The following is a 14,498-nucleotide window of genomic DNA, read 5'->3' as shown; positions in this document are numbered from 1 at the left end:
AGCGCCGCCGCCGCTCGGGAGCGGGTGGCAGCAGCGGAGCGACACGCTCCCACAGACCGTCCGGAACAAGATCAGCACGCACCCAGACACCCTGCCGACCAAGATCACCTGAGCGCAAGACCCTGAGAAGCCGTTGTCTTTCCGAGCGTGATGGGCGCGTTTCCGCTGGTCAGGCATGGGGTCGGCGCATCGGCGGCAGAGATGACGTGTCATGTCGTCTCTTTGGTGGAGGTGCGGGGTGCTGTCGGTGATGGGGCTGCTGGAGGAACGTGAGCGGGTCGCCCGGCAGCGGGTGGAGGCGCTTCAGGCCGAGCTGCGGGAGGCGGAGGTCGCTTGGGAGTGGTTCGTCATTGCCCGTGAGACGGTGGCCGGGGTCCTGACGGAGCCTCGCGAAGACGAGGCAGTTCCGCCGGTCGTGACGGTCGGCGGACGGCCGGCTCGGGTCGCGGCGGCGGTGTCGGGTTTGGTGGTGCCGGTGTGGCGGGACGGGCTCGATGTCGGCGTTCTGGCGCCGGACTACCGGCGGCTCATGGAGATTCTGGCCGGCCCCGGGTGCTCGGGCGGTGCGGCGATGGACTGCCGGCAGCTCGCCGTGGCGCTCGGGCTGGAGGCGGTTCCCGCGAAGGTCGAGGGAGTGCGGTCGAAGGCGAAGCGCCTGGTGGCGCGGGGCTGGCTGGCGGAAGACCGCCCGGGGATGTTCAGCATGCCCGTCGGGCGAGGCGGCGGCTCATGACCATGCTCATCGACCAGCAGATCATCGCCTCGGAGCTGTCGGCGCGGCCCTCGTAGTCGCGGGCCAGGCGGCGTGAGCGCATCAGCCACGCGAACGTCCGCTCCACCAACCACCTCTTCGGCAGCACCACGAACCCGGTCACGTCGTCGCTGCGTTTGATCACGGTGAGCGCGACGTGAAGGACGTCGCGGGCGAGGTCGACCAGGCGCCCGGTGTAGCCGCCGTCGGCCCACACCAGTGTGATGCGCCAGTGCCGCGTCCGCAGTCGTTCAAGCAGCGTCCGGCCGGCCTCGCGGTCGGTAACGGATGCCGCGGTGACCATCACCGTCAACAGCAGCCCCAGGGTGTCCACGATGATGTGTCGCTTGCGGCCGTTGACGTTCTTCCCGCCGTCGAATCCCCTGCCCGCGGCCGGCACCGACGTGGCCCCCTTCACCGACTGCGAGTCGATGATCCCCGCGGTCGGCTCCCGGTCGCGGCCCGCCGCCTCGCGGACCCGGTCCCGCAGCCGGTCGTGGAGCTCGGCGGCCAGGCCCTTGTCGCGCCAGCGCCGGAAGAAGGCGTAGACGCGGTCCCAGGCGGGGAAGTCCGTGGGCATCGCCCGCCAGGTGATGCCGCCCGCGACGAGGTAGCGCACCGCGTCCACCATCTGCCGGTGGCAGTAGCCCCCCGGCTGCCCACCCCAGCCCTCCAGCCATCCCGGCACCGGCATCGCGTCCCGCACGACCGCCCACTCCGCGTCGCTCATGTCGGACGGATACCTCGGTCGCCTGTGCGGCCGGTCGCCGGCGTTCCCGAACCGGTGAGCGAGACAATCACACTCCCGGGCAGTCGAGTTGGAGCCGGCCGGCGCAAGGGCATACAACAGCGACACCAGGGCCTCCTGGCGCGCTCAAGGTCTCGACAACCCCGAGCTGCACCAGAGGCCCTGCCTTCATGCCCGGCAACCGGCAAGATCACCGGACCGAGCTGATCCACTCGAACCCACGTCCACCAAGATCGGTACGACAACGGCCTCTGAGCCCAAGTCATTCTGAAACGATCAGTAACTCGGTTGGGTTGAGTTAGCGGCGGCCGACGGAGAGCCGGCCGTCGAAGGCGATCTCGAAGGCGTTGAGTGCGGCCTTCCAGCGGGTCATCCAGCGTTTGCGGCCGGCTCCGGTCGGGGCGAGGGACGTGATCGCCATGTAGACGCACTTCAACGCGGCCTGCTCGTTCGGGAAGTGCCCGCGCGAGCGAACGGCCTTGCGGATTCGGGCGTTGACCGACTCGATCGCGTTCGTGGTGCAGATGACCCGCCGGACCTCGACGTCGAAGCTGAGGAACGGCACGAACTCGGCCCAGGCGTTCTCCCTGAGCCGGACGATCGCCGGATACTTCCTGCCCCAGGCCTCGGTGAACTCCAGGAACCGCTCGAGTGCGGCGTCCTCGGTCGGCGCGGTGTGGACCGGCTTGAGCGCCCGGGAGATCTTGTCCCAGTCCCGGCGGGCTGCGTAGCGGAACGAGGCCCGGATCAGGTGGACGAAGCAGGTCTGCGTGACGGCCTGCGGCCAGACCGCGGCAATGGCGTCGGGCAGGCCCTTGAGGCCGTCGCGGACGACCATGCAGACGTCGGCGACGCCGCGGTTCTTGATCTCGGTCAGGACTGCAGCCAGTACTTGGCGCCCTCACCGCCGTCGCCGGCCCACAGGCCGAGGATCTCGCGTACGCCTCCGGCTGGCCGCCCCGCATGCGCAGCCAGCCCGGCACCGGCAGCAGCGGCGGAATGCTTTCGCAGAGATAACTCCACGCCACCAACAGGACTGTTGGTGGCGTTGACACGTTGTTGAGGGTATGGGCGTCCGGCGGGGCTTCAGGGCGTGCTGAGTCTCGGCTTGGGTGCTGGTTCAGGTCGTGGTGGGCAGGCCGGTGGCGCTGGTGGCGCGATTCCAGATCGTGAAGCGGATAGTCATCTCGAGGCGGTGACGGGCGGCGGTCATGAGGTGGCTGCCGGGCCGGAGGTGGAGGCTGATGCCGTTGAACGTGGCCAGGAACCGCTGCGCTCCTCCGACGGTGAGGAAGCTTTTCATCGCGCGTTCGCGCCGTCTCGTGGGCTGGTGGGAGCTCTCGGCCCGGTTGCTCAGGCCCTGTACGAGCGGTGCTCCACCAAGGCCATGAGCTCGCGGTGCGCGGCGCCGTAGGGGCGGAGCTTGTCCGGGACGATCACGCGCGGCACGGTCTCGGTCCCCGTGAGGAGCCTTCGGAAGAACCGCCTGGCCGTGGCCGTGTTCCACCGGTTCTGCACCAGGATGTCCACGACCTGGGCCTCAGCATTGACGGCCCATCACAGGTACTTCCGCTCGCCATGATCCGGACGCACACCTCGCCCGGGTGTCATGTGTCACCGGGCCGCGGGCGGGCGCCGGTGCAGGGCATTCGCGTAGGCCTGGCCGAACTTCAGGAACCACCGCCGCACCGTCGCGAAGACACGACGACGACGCGCTTGAGCATCAGCTCCTCCGCCTCGCGGAAGCTCAGCGGGAACCGGAAGTACAGCCACACGCAATGGGGACGGTTCCCTCCCCGGCAAGGCCAACCCGAAGATCATCGGGCCGAGTCCACACGTGACGGTGCCCCCGGAGCGCATGTGTGTGGGTGCCTTCGTCTCGGCAGGGCCTGCCGCGCAATCGTTCCGCCTATCCGCCGATCGGATGAATCAAAAAAGAACGATCATTCGGCAAACTGGCCAGGTGCCCGAGCATCGGGCCAGGTTCACGTGTACATCTGCATGACTCCACACCGAGTCGAACATGGGATACAGGATGAAGAATTCAGTCATGTCATGGAAGGCCCCCGCTGCGGCCGTCGCACTTGGTGGCGTTCTGGTCGGCGGTCTGTTCGTGGCATCGCCGTCCCAGGCTGCCACCGACCACGAAAACGGTAACGGCCCCAGCAGCACTGTGCTGACCGTGACCAACACGACCAAGTTCGGCGACTACAACAGGGACGGTGACACGTTCGGTTCCACCGGGACCGTGACCAAGGACGGCAAGGACTACGGGACGAGTATGGTCGCTTGCACCGTTGCCGCCTCCGAACCTCGCAGGATCCTGTGCACGGGAGGGTTGAGGACGCCCGAGGGTCAGATCGAATATCAGGCTGCGACGGAAGGCGATCTCAATTCCTTTCCCGCCGCGATTACTGGCGGAACCGGATCGTTCAAGAATACTTCCGGGGAACTGCAGTGGGGGCCGACCCAAGACGGGCAGCGAACCGTGACCGTCGAGCTCGGACACAAGTAGTCCCATGAGTCATCCGGGGGTGCTGGCGGTCGGCGGCGCCCACGGATGGCCTGAATTCCACCCTGCGGCTGGACGCCTGGAGACTGGGGCGCGTGAGCCCAGAGGAAGCAGTTTCAGGCGGGAAGCAAGAGCACCATGTGCTTCCCCTCATAGCGTGGAGTCGTGACCCAATACAGCGTGTCCTACGTGGCGGCTGGGGGTCACGTCCGCTGGCCAGTTCCAGGCTATGCGGTGAGTGCGGGCGCGGGGGTCTCGTCGGGGGTTTCTCCCTCGATCGGGTGGAGGCGGAGGCGGCAGCGGCCGAGGGCCTCGGTACCGTTGCAGCGCCGCTGCTCGGCCCACTCGTCGCTCTGCTCGGCCAGCACGGTGCCGGTCAGGCGGATGATCGAGCTCCGATCGGGGAAGATCCCGACGACGTCGGTGCGGCGCCGGATCTCCTAATGCGATGTGTACGGGGTTTTGGGCGGTGCCGCTGAGGCCCGCCCGGAACCTACGGAGCCGATGTCTGGGATCTCCTTGTCATAAGGCCTCGAACAAGATCGGCACAGTCTCCGTGGTGTGTTTCGTGGCGTCCGGTGGGCGCCGGGATGACTCCGAGCGCCCCTCGGCTCGCCCGCCCGCTCGCGGCCGACCTCCGCCGCCCCTGGGGAATCCCGCGCCGCCCGAACGTCTGGTGGTGTCCCGCCGAGTGGTGTAGCAGCGATCTTGGAGTAGGGCCTGGTCAGCGGCCCGGCGGCCGCGGTCCGGCCCTCGGCTGATGGCCGGCACCCTCGCCGCGACCTGCGGCGAGGGTGCCGGCGAGCCACTCCGCGAACCTCGACCCAGGCACCTCGCTCCGACGCGAGGTCAGTGCACGGAGATTCCACCACCACGTGGGACACGACCGCACGTCTGACCCCGGCCCGCGGCCGGCGAGGATTTCGAAGTCTCCATCCGAAGGCCGCCTGCCCGGCCGGCGCACCGAAACCCAGCCGTCCCGGCCCTGGACGGCCTCCCGGCCGCAAGAACACCCACCCGACTCCACACCGCGACGTCCACACGCGGTCCGGAAAACAGACCCGACGAAGCCACCGAAGTCGAAGACGTCCAGCACCCTCGGCCCCGCCGCACAGGTCAAAGATCAAGCTAGTAATGGTAAGGGAGGGAGCCCTGCGGCTCGCCTGCCCTTGGGGCAGGGCGACGGCCGACCAGAGTCTTCGTCGCCTTTATCGCACCGCTCACAAGGATGATCGAGAAGAGTCTCATGACACCAGCTTCACCCGGCAGGACCTGCACTCCGGTCCTCCAACCGGTGGACCGGAGGTAGGACCGGGCTCCCGGTCGGCAAGAACGAGTGCCCCGAGCCGGAGATTGTGCGACGGCCGGGCCGTGAGCCGTTTTTACCCGCGGATGCGTGATCGATCCCGGGCTCTGACATGGGGCCGCCGACCGTTCCGGAGCGGTCGACGTTCCCCGGCAATGGAGGTGCAGAGGCGACTGGGCCGTGGCGCCGGACATTTGACCTGGCGCACCCACTCGTCGAGTAGGTCACAGCGCTGATCGCTACCCGCGAGGGTGACCGTCATTGCAAGTTCCCGCCGCACTGGCGGGCCCTGGTTCATCATCTGCGCGAGCACACGACTCGCCCCCGGCCTCGGTATCAGCGGGGTACCGTCCACTCCTGTGTACACAGCGTCACTGCACTCTTTGCCGCGCGAGCGCCGTCCCTCACCCCGGGCTCTCCGGCGCGTCCGGCCCGAGCAATCGACGGGACGCTCGCGGAGTGCGAGCGGCCGGTGACAGCGAGGTCGACTATTCCGGCAAGGACTGCAGGCGCGGGGTGCGCCCAGACCCATTCGGCGGCGCCGAGTTCGGGCGGGAAGGAGGAAGGTCGTCAGCCAGGTGCGCCGGGCGGTTGACTCGCGCACCGCTCGGCGGACGGGCCCAGGGCTCGTGAACGCTTTGGCCTTCCGGAGCAGCGGGATCCACCGGATCGAGGTGGGCTTCTGCTGTGTCCGCTACGAGGTTCACGACCAGACGGTCACCGTGAGCGTGTTCCACCTCGGTAGGGCCTGAACACCCGGCGACCCGACGGCGAAACCGGCGGATCCGGAGGGGGGGATGTGTTCCGGGGGTTGGTGACGTCGGCCGCTTGGGGATCGGCCATGCTGGACGCCGTGGCCGACCGGCTCCGCTCAGCCGTGGTGGGCGGCTTCGGCTTCCGCAATCGACCGCGGTAGTCTCGCCGGCGAGAAGGCCACCAGGCCCGGTGGGACCATCCAGGTATGGACCTCCACCCTGCAAATTCCCGCGACCACCAGAGGATCCAGCCGCAGGAGCTCGCGGGCGCGCCCGGCATCGGCGTCCAGGAGTGCCAGCACGCGTGGATCCCCCTTGGTGCCGTCCGTCACCGGGCCGACCGCCAGCAGCACACCCATGTCGTGCAGGTCGGCCATGTATGACATGTGGGCGGTCTGAAGCGAGACCGTCCGCTGCTCGGTCAGCACAGGAGCATCCGAGCGCAATAGAAAGAGTGCCACGGCGTGGCGGTCGAATGTCATGAGTGGATGGTAGGCAGTAGCCAGGTAGCTCGGCGATCCGACGCCTGGCAGATCGAGATCCGAACCTGTTCCATGCCTGGGGGCGGGGTTCGCCTGAAGGGTTCTGAGGAGGCGGACGGGGAGCAAGCCTTTCCGCCCCGTTTGCCGTTCGAGTGATGGTGACCGGACGGCCGCCAGGGTCTGTGAAAGAAATCATGACGATGATCTCAAAGCTGCCGCTCAGAGCCCTCGGGTCAGCTTCGGGCGCCGTGCCATCACGGACCCGCGCGGTCGATCACAGACCGGCTACCTCAGGAGAGTCTGCTGGAGCAACGCAAACGGCGAGACGGAAACGCTGATACTTCCTCTGAAGGGCTTGTCCAGGGCCGAGATCACAAAGAGCATGAGACTCGTGGTGAAGGCGAAGCTTCCAGAGATGAAGATGTGCGCAACAGCCCTCTTGACCGGAAGGAACCAGGTCAGGCCGATGATGCTGACAACACCGATCAACAGGACAGCCCACAGGAGTCCGGGAATTCCGACCGTAGCTGCCTGCAGCCTCTGGCGGCGGGCCTCGGCGAAGTCCTCATAAGCCGAGAGCGTTACTGTCTGCAGGGCGCTTTGGGTCGCAGTGGACGGGCTGAATCCGAAAAGTTCATCCTGGAACCTCTCGGTGTAGGTGATCCCTCCGGTGGGCACGAGACCCCGCCGCTGTTCCGGCCATGCCTCTGTAATGACATAATTCACGTATTGTTTAAGGTCGTCCTGCAGTCGCCCCCGAACAGGCTCGGGGTACCCGGATGCGTCCCGGTAGAGAACTGCGACGGTGGACGCCTCGCGTGAGACTTTGTCCCGTGCGTCCACGTAATTCTGGTAAGCAGCGAAAGCGATGAGCGCAAGCAGGAGCGCAAAGGAACTCACGCACATCTGCACGGTGAGGGTGGTCAGCTCCCGCCAAGACGGTTCGGTGTTGAAGATCCTCCTTGCCAGGCCTCGGGCTGCGAGTACTCCAGTTGCCGAGAAGATGGACAAGCCCAGCACGAGAGCCGCCAGGAGAAGTACGGTCGGGGCTCTCGCCATCCACTCGAACATATGTATATGTGCTCCTGCCCGTGAGGTTTCACTTATGCGATTTCCTGGTTCTCAGAGCGCGAGGTGTGGAGGGTGTGCGTCGCCAGGACCGGGCACAACGGTACCCTCCTGACACGGCTGGATGGGCCTCGGCGCGGAAGGCTGTTTCCGATGAGGTGATCTGCTGGGGCGGTGCCTTGACTGTCAGTCAGCACCGTGCGCCTCACGTCCCTCGAGATGGCCGAACCTGGGTGCGGACGGAGAGTTTCACGGCGGCCTTTCAAAGGGTCTGCCTCTCATCGGACGGGTTCGTCGCCGTAGACGGCGGCGATGTTGTCCGTAGGTGTGCGGTCGCGGCCGCACGGCCCTTTAGCGAAAGCCTGCAGCATGTTCTCGGTGACTCTGCGGGTGAACATCCCGGTCTGGGAATCGATGCCGTGATTGGTTCCGGCGCCACCTGACGCGTCGGTGCGTAGCGATTCCACCCAGCGCATGGTGCCGGTGGCAAAGACCCCGGCGCCGCTGCCCGTGGAGTAGTAGGCGCTGTCGGCGAAGCTGCGGCGGCCGTTGCAGACCACCGGTGAGTGCGACAGGATCTCGAGCGGGCGCGGGGTGGGGTACGTGATGTTCACCCGGTCGTACTCGACCCCCACCAGATGGGGGAAGCTGTCGCCGAGTTTCACGCCGGTGCCCTCGTAGAGCCAGTGCCCCGGGTTGGTCACGATGTACGGGGCGTCCACCGGGTAGCCGTCGTAGATCACGCCGAGCAGTGAGCTCTCCGGGTCGGCGTCGGGCGGTGCGCGGAAGTCGGTGGTCGCGGGCCCCAGCCCGGCCTGGTACCCCGGGTCTTTTTTCCAGTCCCCTTTGTAACAGACCACCGTTCGGTTCCGTCCCAGGTCGGACGGCTCGAACCGGACGCGCCGGAACGAGCAATTGGCGCCGAGGACCGCCAGGTTCGTCCCTGAGTCGCGGGCGGCGGTGATGTGTTGGCGCTGTTCGGGGGACCAGTACTCGTCATGGCCGAGAGACAGTACGGTGGCTGCCCCGGTGAGCAGGGTCTGTCCGGCGGCGACGTCGGTGCTGGTGGTGTAGGCCAGCGGGAGACCAAGCCGCTCGGCAAGGATGATCAGCGGGGCCTCGTAGACCAGGAACAACCCGGCGCCGTTGTCGTACTCGTAGGGGCGGTCGAAGGTCACCTGGAGGGAGCGGGTCGACATGCCGCCGACAGGCCCTCCGTAGAGGTTGTAGCCGCCCCACTGGTTGTAGGCCTGCCAGGTGGCAACCGCATTGACGATGACCGTGCGGCCGCCGGTCGACCGGGAGCGGACGGTGACCGGGACGTAGCGCTGACCAGTGCCGCCGTCGGCATCCAGGCGGAGCAGATAGCTGCCTTCGGGCCATCCGGTGCTGTCCACGACCGTCGAGCAGGTCCAGCCGGCGCGGACCATGCGGGTGGCCGTATCCACCATGGGCGGTGGCTGCAGTGCACCGGGTAGCCGTTGCGAGGTCCAGATCTTGCGGGCCCCGGTGCCCCCATACCAGCCGATCCTGTAGGCGGTAATGCGGAATCCCGGGGCAGTCGTCGACACGTACAGCCCGAATTTCTCTCCGGGTGGGACACTCACCCGATCGGTGAAGCCCTCGATGGCACCGGGTGGCCCGGCGTCGACGATCCTCCAGTCCGCGTCCCCGGGCTTCGCGTTCTCGGCAGGGGTGCGGGCTGCTCCCGCTGCTGTCCCGGGCTGCGGCGATGCCGGGCGTGACGGGCTCCCGGTAGGAGCATCGCAGCCGCTCAGCGCGACTGCGGCTCCTGCACCGCTTATACCGAGAAACCGACGTCGTGAGTAACGGGGCGTCGTCACGCGCTCATGCTAGCCCTTGGGCACGGCTCCGGACGGGCACGTGGCCGTGGCGCTCCCGTCGGCTCGTACCGGCATGCCGGCCGTCGATTCCGTGGCAGAGGCGGGGCCGCGGTGCTGGTCAGGGAACGAGCACGATCCAGGTGCGGCCGGGCTGCAGGGGCATCGGGGCGCCTGCGACCGTGTACTGCGTCGGGGCGGAGTCCGAGGACTTGGACCACTCTCCGTGCCAGACCTGGCCGTCGCGGTAGAACTCGGCCTTCCCTTCGCCGGTGGTTCGGGAGAACACCTCGTTGTCGGGCTTCCCAGCGTTGAAGTCGGTGTACTTCCCCGGCACCACTGCGACGTGCTGGATGATCACGTTCGATGCGCTCGCCCGTCCTTGGTCGGTTGTGACGACCGGGTGGCCGTCGACCGACACCAGCCAGGAGGGGCCAGAAGCGGTGAACGTGAACGAGGCCGCCGGCATGCGTGCCGACGCGGTGCCGGCCGGAGTGCCTCCGGTGGGGGCATCGCCGAAGACCAGCCCGATGTCCTTCGCGGGGGCAAGGTCCGGGTAGGCGGCGAAGACGCTGGCCGGCCGGATGAAGGTCGGAGACGATCCGCCGCGGCTGAACAATCCGTTGCCGGGGGTGATGTTCTGAAGATTTGCACCCGCCAGATCGGGGAGCAGGCCGGATATGGCGCCACTGTAGGCGAACCCTACTTTTCCGTACGGAGACAGCAGAGGTATGTCCGTCTCTCGGGCGCTGCGGACGGGGCCGACGCTCTGCGGTGCCCGATCGCTGTCGAAGACCGCCAGATACCGGCTGAGGCCGCCTTCGACCTGGATCGCATACACGATGTCGGCGGAGTTGAGGCCGGCTTGCTGGTACTGGGCTTTCCCGACATTGTCGATCTTCGCTGCGAGCACCCGGCCGGCCCCTCCGGGGAGCCCGGTCAGCGGGGAGAGGCCTGAATCCTGCGAGGCCGCCGGAGTGGAAGGGCCGCTGGCGGCTGCGTTCGAGGTGAGGGGTTCGGAGCCGCCGGCCTGAGCGATCGGTACCGCTGCGGCGGTCGCGGCCACTGCGAAAACGGTAGTGGCAGTGACAACTTTGACGCGCCGCGAACTCGAATGCCAACGCTCGCGGGCAGCAACAAGTACCTTCATCATCCGAAACCGAACCTTACGTCTGCTTGAGATATTTAAGGCGACGGACACGCTGCAGGATGTGCTGACGTGCCTTCGTGCCACCGGCTGCGGGGCAGTACGGCCCCTCTTCGGAATGTCGCTCGAAGTGGGGCGTGGAGCATGCCTATAAAGGCAGCCTTTCGGTTACAGCGGGATGCCCGAGCCTGGTCTGGCTGGTCTGGCCCGTTTGCGGGGTCACCGAGGTGCTCGGCCTCGGCCGCGGTGAGCTTGTTCGCCAGCACGCTCGTGGCCGTGCGGCGTAGCGAGGGTCCGGCCTTGGCGATCGCGGTGCCGGCTCCGAATATCGGTGGCCTTTGCTGGTGCCGGAGCCGATGCTCAGCCCGGCAGGCAACTTCATGGACCCCATGGGCCCCGAGGTGGTGACGGCCTCGGAGGTGATCGCGTCGGGTTTCCCGTAGAACCCGAGTTCCGGGGCCGCAATGACACGGGAGGCGTGCAGACAACAGAAGCCAGTGAGCCTCTTTCATTCTGTTCCGGGAGGGTGAAATGGCTGGTCAGCGGGGGTGGGGTAACAGGCGAGGCTCCTGGTCGTTGCGTTGGTGTTCTCTACGCACCACGCTCTGACCGAGGAGCCTCGCTTGGTCCCGTATCTTGCCGTGCTCGATGTCCCGCACGAGCTGGTCGAGCATGTCTCCTGGCTGGTCCACGCCCGAAGGCGTGAACTGAACTCACGCCGGCGCAGGCTCGGTTGTTCCAAGCAGGCCCTGCTGGTCCTGGCCCATCTGCGGAAGAACGAGACGTTCGCCCGGGTCGCCGCAGGGTTCGGGGTGTCGCAGGCGACGGCCTGGCGGTACGTCGACGAGACCGTGGAGGTCCTGGCCGTGCGGGCGCCGGGCCTGCGCGAGGCCCTGGTGGGACTGGGCGAGGGCGACTTCGTGATCGTGGACGGCACGCTGATCCCGACCGACCGGATCAAGGCGGACGAGCCGTACCACTCGCAAAAGCACCGCAAGCACGGGATGAACGTGCAGGTCGTCGCCGCACCCGACGGCACACCCCGGTGCTTCTCCCGCGCCCTGCCGGGCCGCACACACGACCTGACCGCGGCCCGCGCCCACGGAATCGTCCGGGCCTGCCTGACCCGCGAGGTCCTCGTCCTGGCGGACCGGACCTACCGGGGCGCCGGCGCAACCTTCCACACCCCGTCCTCGCGCAGATCGCCGCCGGATTCCGGACCGGCGTCGGCACCGCCCACGTCCACCAGGTCACCGACCTCCTGGCCCGTCACGCCCGGGCCCTGCGCGAGGCCGATCCGACCTACGTCCTGGTCGACGGAACCTCGCCGAGTGCGACCGCGTCGGCGACGGCCGCGCCGACTACAGCGGCAAGCACCGCCGCCACGGAGTGAACCTGGCAGGTCATCACCGGTCCCGACGGCAACCTCCTATGGGTCTCCCGGCCGCTGCCCGGCCGCACCCACGACGACCTGACCGCCGCCCGGCGCCACCGGATCGTCCAGGCCTGCGGCCGACCGGGGATCCCGGCGCTCGCAGACCTCGCCTACACCGGGGCCGGCCCACACGTCGCCGTCCCGGTCCGGCCACGGCCCAAGACTGAGCCGACCGCGAAAGAGAGATCGCGGAACAAGGCCCACGCCCGGGTGGTGTCCCGCCGAGTGGTGTAGCAGCGATCTTGGAGTAGGGCCTGGTCAGCGGCCCGGCGGCCGCGGTCCGGCCCTCGGCTGATGGCCCGCACCCTCGCAGCGACCTGCGGCGAGGGTGCCGGCGAGCCACTCCGCGAACCTCGACCCAGGCACCTCGCTCCGACGCGAGGTCAGTGCACGGAGATTCCACCACCACGTGGGACACGACCCACGCCCGGCTCCGATGCCCGGTCGAACGAGGCGTCGCCACCGTCAAACGCCGGCGCATCTTCCGCCACGCCCGCTGCAACCCCAACCGGCTCGGACCAATCAGCAAGGCCATCCTCACCCTGGAGAGGCAACGCCGAAAACGCTCAGTTGAAGCGCGCCGGAATGAAGGTAAAGCCCCACTCCTTTGAAATTGCAACCCGGTTGGCTCCATTCAAGACCGCGTAGCATCCTGAAGAGTCCAGGGCGACATCGATTGGAGGGATACTTGCACCAAATTTTACCCCCTGCCTAAGGGACGCCATCTTCCAATCTTGAATATTTCCCATACCGGTGGTGTCGATTTTATCAAGCGGAATTAGGGTAGCTTCCTCCTGGTAATTATAGTGCCCTTGGCCAGCATAGTTGAAATCATGAGCGGGGAGGACTTCCGGTGATCCATCCTCCTTGTAGAATCACTTTGCCTCATCTGAATCGTAGAAGGCAACCTTTCCAGTATCTCCGACCCAGGCGAAGTCTTGGTAGTATCCATCTGGATCTACACCAATTTGCACTTTCTCCTGCTCCGTTAGATCGGTAAGTTCCCAGCCATTATAAGTAACCATCGCGTTGCGCCTCCTTGGGTTTTGCTGCGCCCTGTGGGTTGACCGGGCGCAGGTGCATCCGGTCTCGCGAGAAACCTGTGATGCTGCACTTTTGAAGGCAATCTTCCAGCCTTGGAAGGTATTGCCCATGTCGCCTTGTTGGCAGTATCATAGGTCAAGTCCTAGATTCCTTTGGGGAAATTCTGATGTTATTCTCGATTGGGCAGCGAGGCGTGACCGTTGGGGAGGCCGTTGGGTCTACCTTGGTCCCCTCCCGCGCCGGGCTGCCCAGCATCCAGGGCGGCGCTGTCACGTTGTTGGTGGCCGGGTGAGATGCTCTTCGGTTGGTCGTACCGAAAGGTCGTTTCCGTGTCGTCAACGTCGCCGTCGTACAGCAACCACCGCTACCCGGCGGAGGTCATCAGCCACTGTGTGTGGCTGTACGTCCGGTTCCCGCTGAGCTTCCGCGAGGTGGAGGAGCTGATTGAAGTTCCACCCTTCGGTTGGACACCTGGAGACTGGGACGTGTGAGCCCGGAGGAAGCAGTTTCAGGTGGGAAGCAACAGCAACATGAGTAAGCGGTACACGGCGGAGTTCAAGAGGGACGCGGTCGCGCTCGTCCGGTCTTGTCCGCATCGGAACGTCACCGAGATCGCCCGGGAGCTCGGGGTCAGCCCGGAGGGGCTGCGAGGCCGGCCCGGCGACCTGACCAGCCCCGAGCGCGAGGAGCTCGCCCGGCTTCGCCGGCAGAACCTCGAGCAGCAGAAGACGATCGAGATCCTTGGCAAGGCGGCCGCCTGTTTCGCGGCCGAGACGAATCGGTGATCCGCTTCCGTTTCGTTGAGGACCACCACGGCGCCTTCGGCGTCAAGCGGATCTGCCGAGCGCTGGGGATCGCACGCTCATCCTTCTACGCCTGGCGGGCCGGCGGGCAGGACCGTCGCGCCCGCGAACGGGCCGAGGACCTGCTCGCCGCCGAGATCGCGGTGATCCACCTCGCCTCCCGAGGTGCCTACGGCGTCCCGCGCGTTCACGCGGAACTGCGCCGCCAGGGCCGGGCGGTCAACCGGAAGAGGGTGGAGCGGATCATGCGCGAGCGCGGGATCACGGGCGCCACCCGCCGCCGGCGCCGCGGTCTGACCCGCCAGAGCCGCAGGCCCGTGTTCGCCCCGGACCTGATCGGGCGCGACTTCACCGCGTCCCGGCCGGGGATGCGGCTGGTCGGTGATATCACCTTCCTGCCGACCGAGGAGGGCTGGCTCTACCTGGCAACCTGCATCGACCTGGCCACCCGCGAGGTCGTCGGCTACGCGATGGCCGACCATCACCGCGCCGAGCTGCCGGTGGCCGCGCTGCGGACGGCCGCCGGCCGTGGCGCTCTGGAACGAGGCTGCATCTTTCACTCGGACCGCGGCAGCGAAGGTGGATTCAACCGGTGGACGCAACACC

Annotated in this window: 11 protein-coding genes and 5 pseudogenes; 7 read left to right on the top strand and 9 right to left on the bottom strand. The window is 67.1% G+C overall.

Translation table 11 applies throughout. The annotated features are described in order from the left end of the window. The first annotated feature begins 238 nt into the window (after positions 1 to 238). Positions 239 to 733 (top strand): hypothetical protein, encoded by a 495-nt coding sequence (locus AC2TEW_RS36950; RefSeq protein WP_484627617.1) that lies wholly within the window; start codon positions 239 to 241, stop codon positions 731 to 733. On the opposite strand, the gene AC2TEW_RS36945 is transcribed toward AC2TEW_RS36950, so the two are convergent. From AC2TEW_RS36945 to AC2TEW_RS36935, 3 genes and pseudogenes are all read right to left on the bottom strand, one after another. Beyond that, on the bottom strand, positions 699 to 1,481 hold the full coding sequence (locus tag AC2TEW_RS36945) for an IS5 family transposase (RefSeq protein ID WP_484627616.1): 783 nt from the start codon (positions 1,479 to 1,481) through the stop codon (positions 699 to 701). The genes AC2TEW_RS36950 and AC2TEW_RS36945 overlap by 35 nt on opposite strands. 316 nt (positions 1,482 to 1,797) lie before the next feature. Beyond that, positions 1,798 to 2,438, bottom strand: a pseudogene (locus AC2TEW_RS36940) (IS256 family transposase); the annotation flags it as partial. A gap of 181 nt (positions 2,439 to 2,619) precedes the next feature. Continuing rightward, positions 2,620 to 3,274 (bottom strand): annotated as a pseudogene (locus AC2TEW_RS36935) (IS6 family transposase). Between the two features lie 275 nt (positions 3,275 to 3,549). Here AC2TEW_RS36935 and AC2TEW_RS36930 point away from each other — a divergent pair. Further along, positions 3,550 to 4,014, top strand: a complete 465-nt coding sequence (locus AC2TEW_RS36930; protein ID WP_484627615.1) for a hypothetical protein — start codon at positions 3,550 to 3,552, stop codon at positions 4,012 to 4,014. 224 nt (positions 4,015 to 4,238) lie between these two features. Here the strand turns inward: AC2TEW_RS36930 and AC2TEW_RS36925 are convergent. The 5 genes and pseudogenes from AC2TEW_RS36925 to AC2TEW_RS36905 form a co-directional block, all read right to left on the bottom strand. Next, positions 4,239 to 4,451, bottom strand: a pseudogene (locus tag AC2TEW_RS36925) (transposase); the annotation flags it as partial. A gap of 1,737 nt (positions 4,452 to 6,188) precedes the next feature. Continuing rightward, complete coding sequence (locus AC2TEW_RS36920; RefSeq protein ID WP_484627614.1) at positions 6,189 to 6,554, bottom strand: YciI family protein; 366 nt, start codon at positions 6,552 to 6,554, stop codon at positions 6,189 to 6,191. 285 nt (positions 6,555 to 6,839) lie between these two features. Beyond that, positions 6,840 to 7,625 carry a bestrophin-like domain gene (locus AC2TEW_RS36915; protein WP_484627613.1) on the bottom strand — a complete coding sequence of 262 codons (786 nt, stop codon included), beginning with the start codon at positions 7,623 to 7,625 and terminating at the stop codon, positions 6,840 to 6,842. A gap of 275 nt (positions 7,626 to 7,900) precedes the next feature. Further along, on the bottom strand, positions 7,901 to 9,277 hold the full coding sequence (locus AC2TEW_RS36910) for a N,N-dimethylformamidase beta subunit family domain-containing protein (protein WP_484627618.1): 1,377 nt from the start codon (positions 9,275 to 9,277) through the stop codon (positions 7,901 to 7,903). A 307-nt stretch (positions 9,278 to 9,584) separates the two neighbouring features. Then, positions 9,585 to 10,616 (bottom strand): DUF3048 domain-containing protein, encoded by a 1,032-nt coding sequence (locus tag AC2TEW_RS36905; RefSeq protein ID WP_484627612.1) that lies wholly within the window; start codon positions 10,614 to 10,616, stop codon positions 9,585 to 9,587. 575 nt (positions 10,617 to 11,191) lie between these two features. Here AC2TEW_RS36905 and AC2TEW_RS36900 point away from each other — a divergent pair. Together AC2TEW_RS36900 and AC2TEW_RS36895 are read left to right on the top strand one after the other, a co-directional pair. Next, positions 11,192 to 11,824 (top strand): annotated as a pseudogene (locus AC2TEW_RS36900) (transposase family protein); the annotation flags it as partial. Further along, positions 11,794 to 12,252, top strand: a pseudogene (locus AC2TEW_RS36895) (transposase family protein); the annotation flags it as partial. The pseudogenes AC2TEW_RS36900 and AC2TEW_RS36895, both read left to right, overlap by 31 nt. A gap of 668 nt (positions 12,253 to 12,920) precedes the next feature. On the opposite strand, the gene AC2TEW_RS36890 reads toward AC2TEW_RS36895, so the two are convergent. Continuing rightward, positions 12,921 to 13,199 carry a hypothetical protein gene (locus tag AC2TEW_RS36890; RefSeq protein WP_484627611.1) on the bottom strand — a complete coding sequence of 93 codons (279 nt, stop codon included), beginning with the start codon at positions 13,197 to 13,199 and terminating at the stop codon, positions 12,921 to 12,923. 219 nt (positions 13,200 to 13,418) lie between these two features. Here AC2TEW_RS36890 and AC2TEW_RS36885 point away from each other — a divergent pair, with 219 nt between their 5' ends. The 3 genes from AC2TEW_RS36885 to AC2TEW_RS36875 form a co-directional block, all read left to right on the top strand. Then, positions 13,419 to 13,580 (top strand): hypothetical protein, encoded by a 162-nt coding sequence (locus tag AC2TEW_RS36885; protein ID WP_484627619.1) that lies wholly within the window; start codon positions 13,419 to 13,421, stop codon positions 13,578 to 13,580. Positions 13,581 to 13,619: 39 nt separating this feature from the next. After that, on the top strand, positions 13,620 to 13,874 hold the full coding sequence (locus AC2TEW_RS36880; RefSeq protein ID WP_484627610.1) for a transposase: 255 nt from the start codon (positions 13,620 to 13,622) through the stop codon (positions 13,872 to 13,874). Continuing rightward, positions 13,871 to 14,498, top strand: a 628-nt coding sequence (locus AC2TEW_RS36875; protein ID WP_484627609.1) for an IS3 family transposase, incomplete at its 3' end; no start/stop codon positions are given. The genes AC2TEW_RS36880 and AC2TEW_RS36875, both read left to right, overlap by 4 nt.

It is taken from the genome of Kitasatospora sp. NEAU-CNBT7, from assembly GCF_057220535.1.
This window is presented reverse-complemented; position numbering and strand designations above follow the sequence as displayed.

What these genes read in the sequence shown, in the direction of transcription:
- AC2TEW_RS36945 (WP_484627616.1), bottom strand. Translation starts at nt 1,481, where the DNA reads ATGAGCGACGCGGAGTGGGCGGTCGTGCGGGACGCGATGCCGGTGCCG.
- AC2TEW_RS36930 (WP_484627615.1), top strand. Translation starts at nt 3,550, where the DNA reads ATGTCATGGAAGGCCCCCGCTGCGGCCGTCGCACTTGGTGGCGTTCTG.
- AC2TEW_RS36920 (WP_484627614.1), bottom strand. Translation starts at nt 6,554, where the DNA reads ATGACATTCGACCGCCACGCCGTGGCACTCTTTCTATTGCGCTCGGAT.
- AC2TEW_RS36915 (WP_484627613.1), bottom strand. Translation starts at nt 7,625, where the DNA reads ATGTTCGAGTGGATGGCGAGAGCCCCGACCGTACTTCTCCTGGCGGCT.
- AC2TEW_RS36905 (WP_484627612.1), bottom strand. Translation starts at nt 10,616, where the DNA reads ATGATGAAGGTACTTGTTGCTGCCCGCGAGCGTTGGCATTCGAGTTCG.
- AC2TEW_RS36890 (WP_484627611.1), bottom strand. Translation starts at nt 13,199, where the DNA reads ATGGGCAATACCTTCCAAGGCTGGAAGATTGCCTTCAAAAGTGCAGCA.
- AC2TEW_RS36880 (WP_484627610.1), top strand. Translation starts at nt 13,620, where the DNA reads ATGAGTAAGCGGTACACGGCGGAGTTCAAGAGGGACGCGGTCGCGCTC.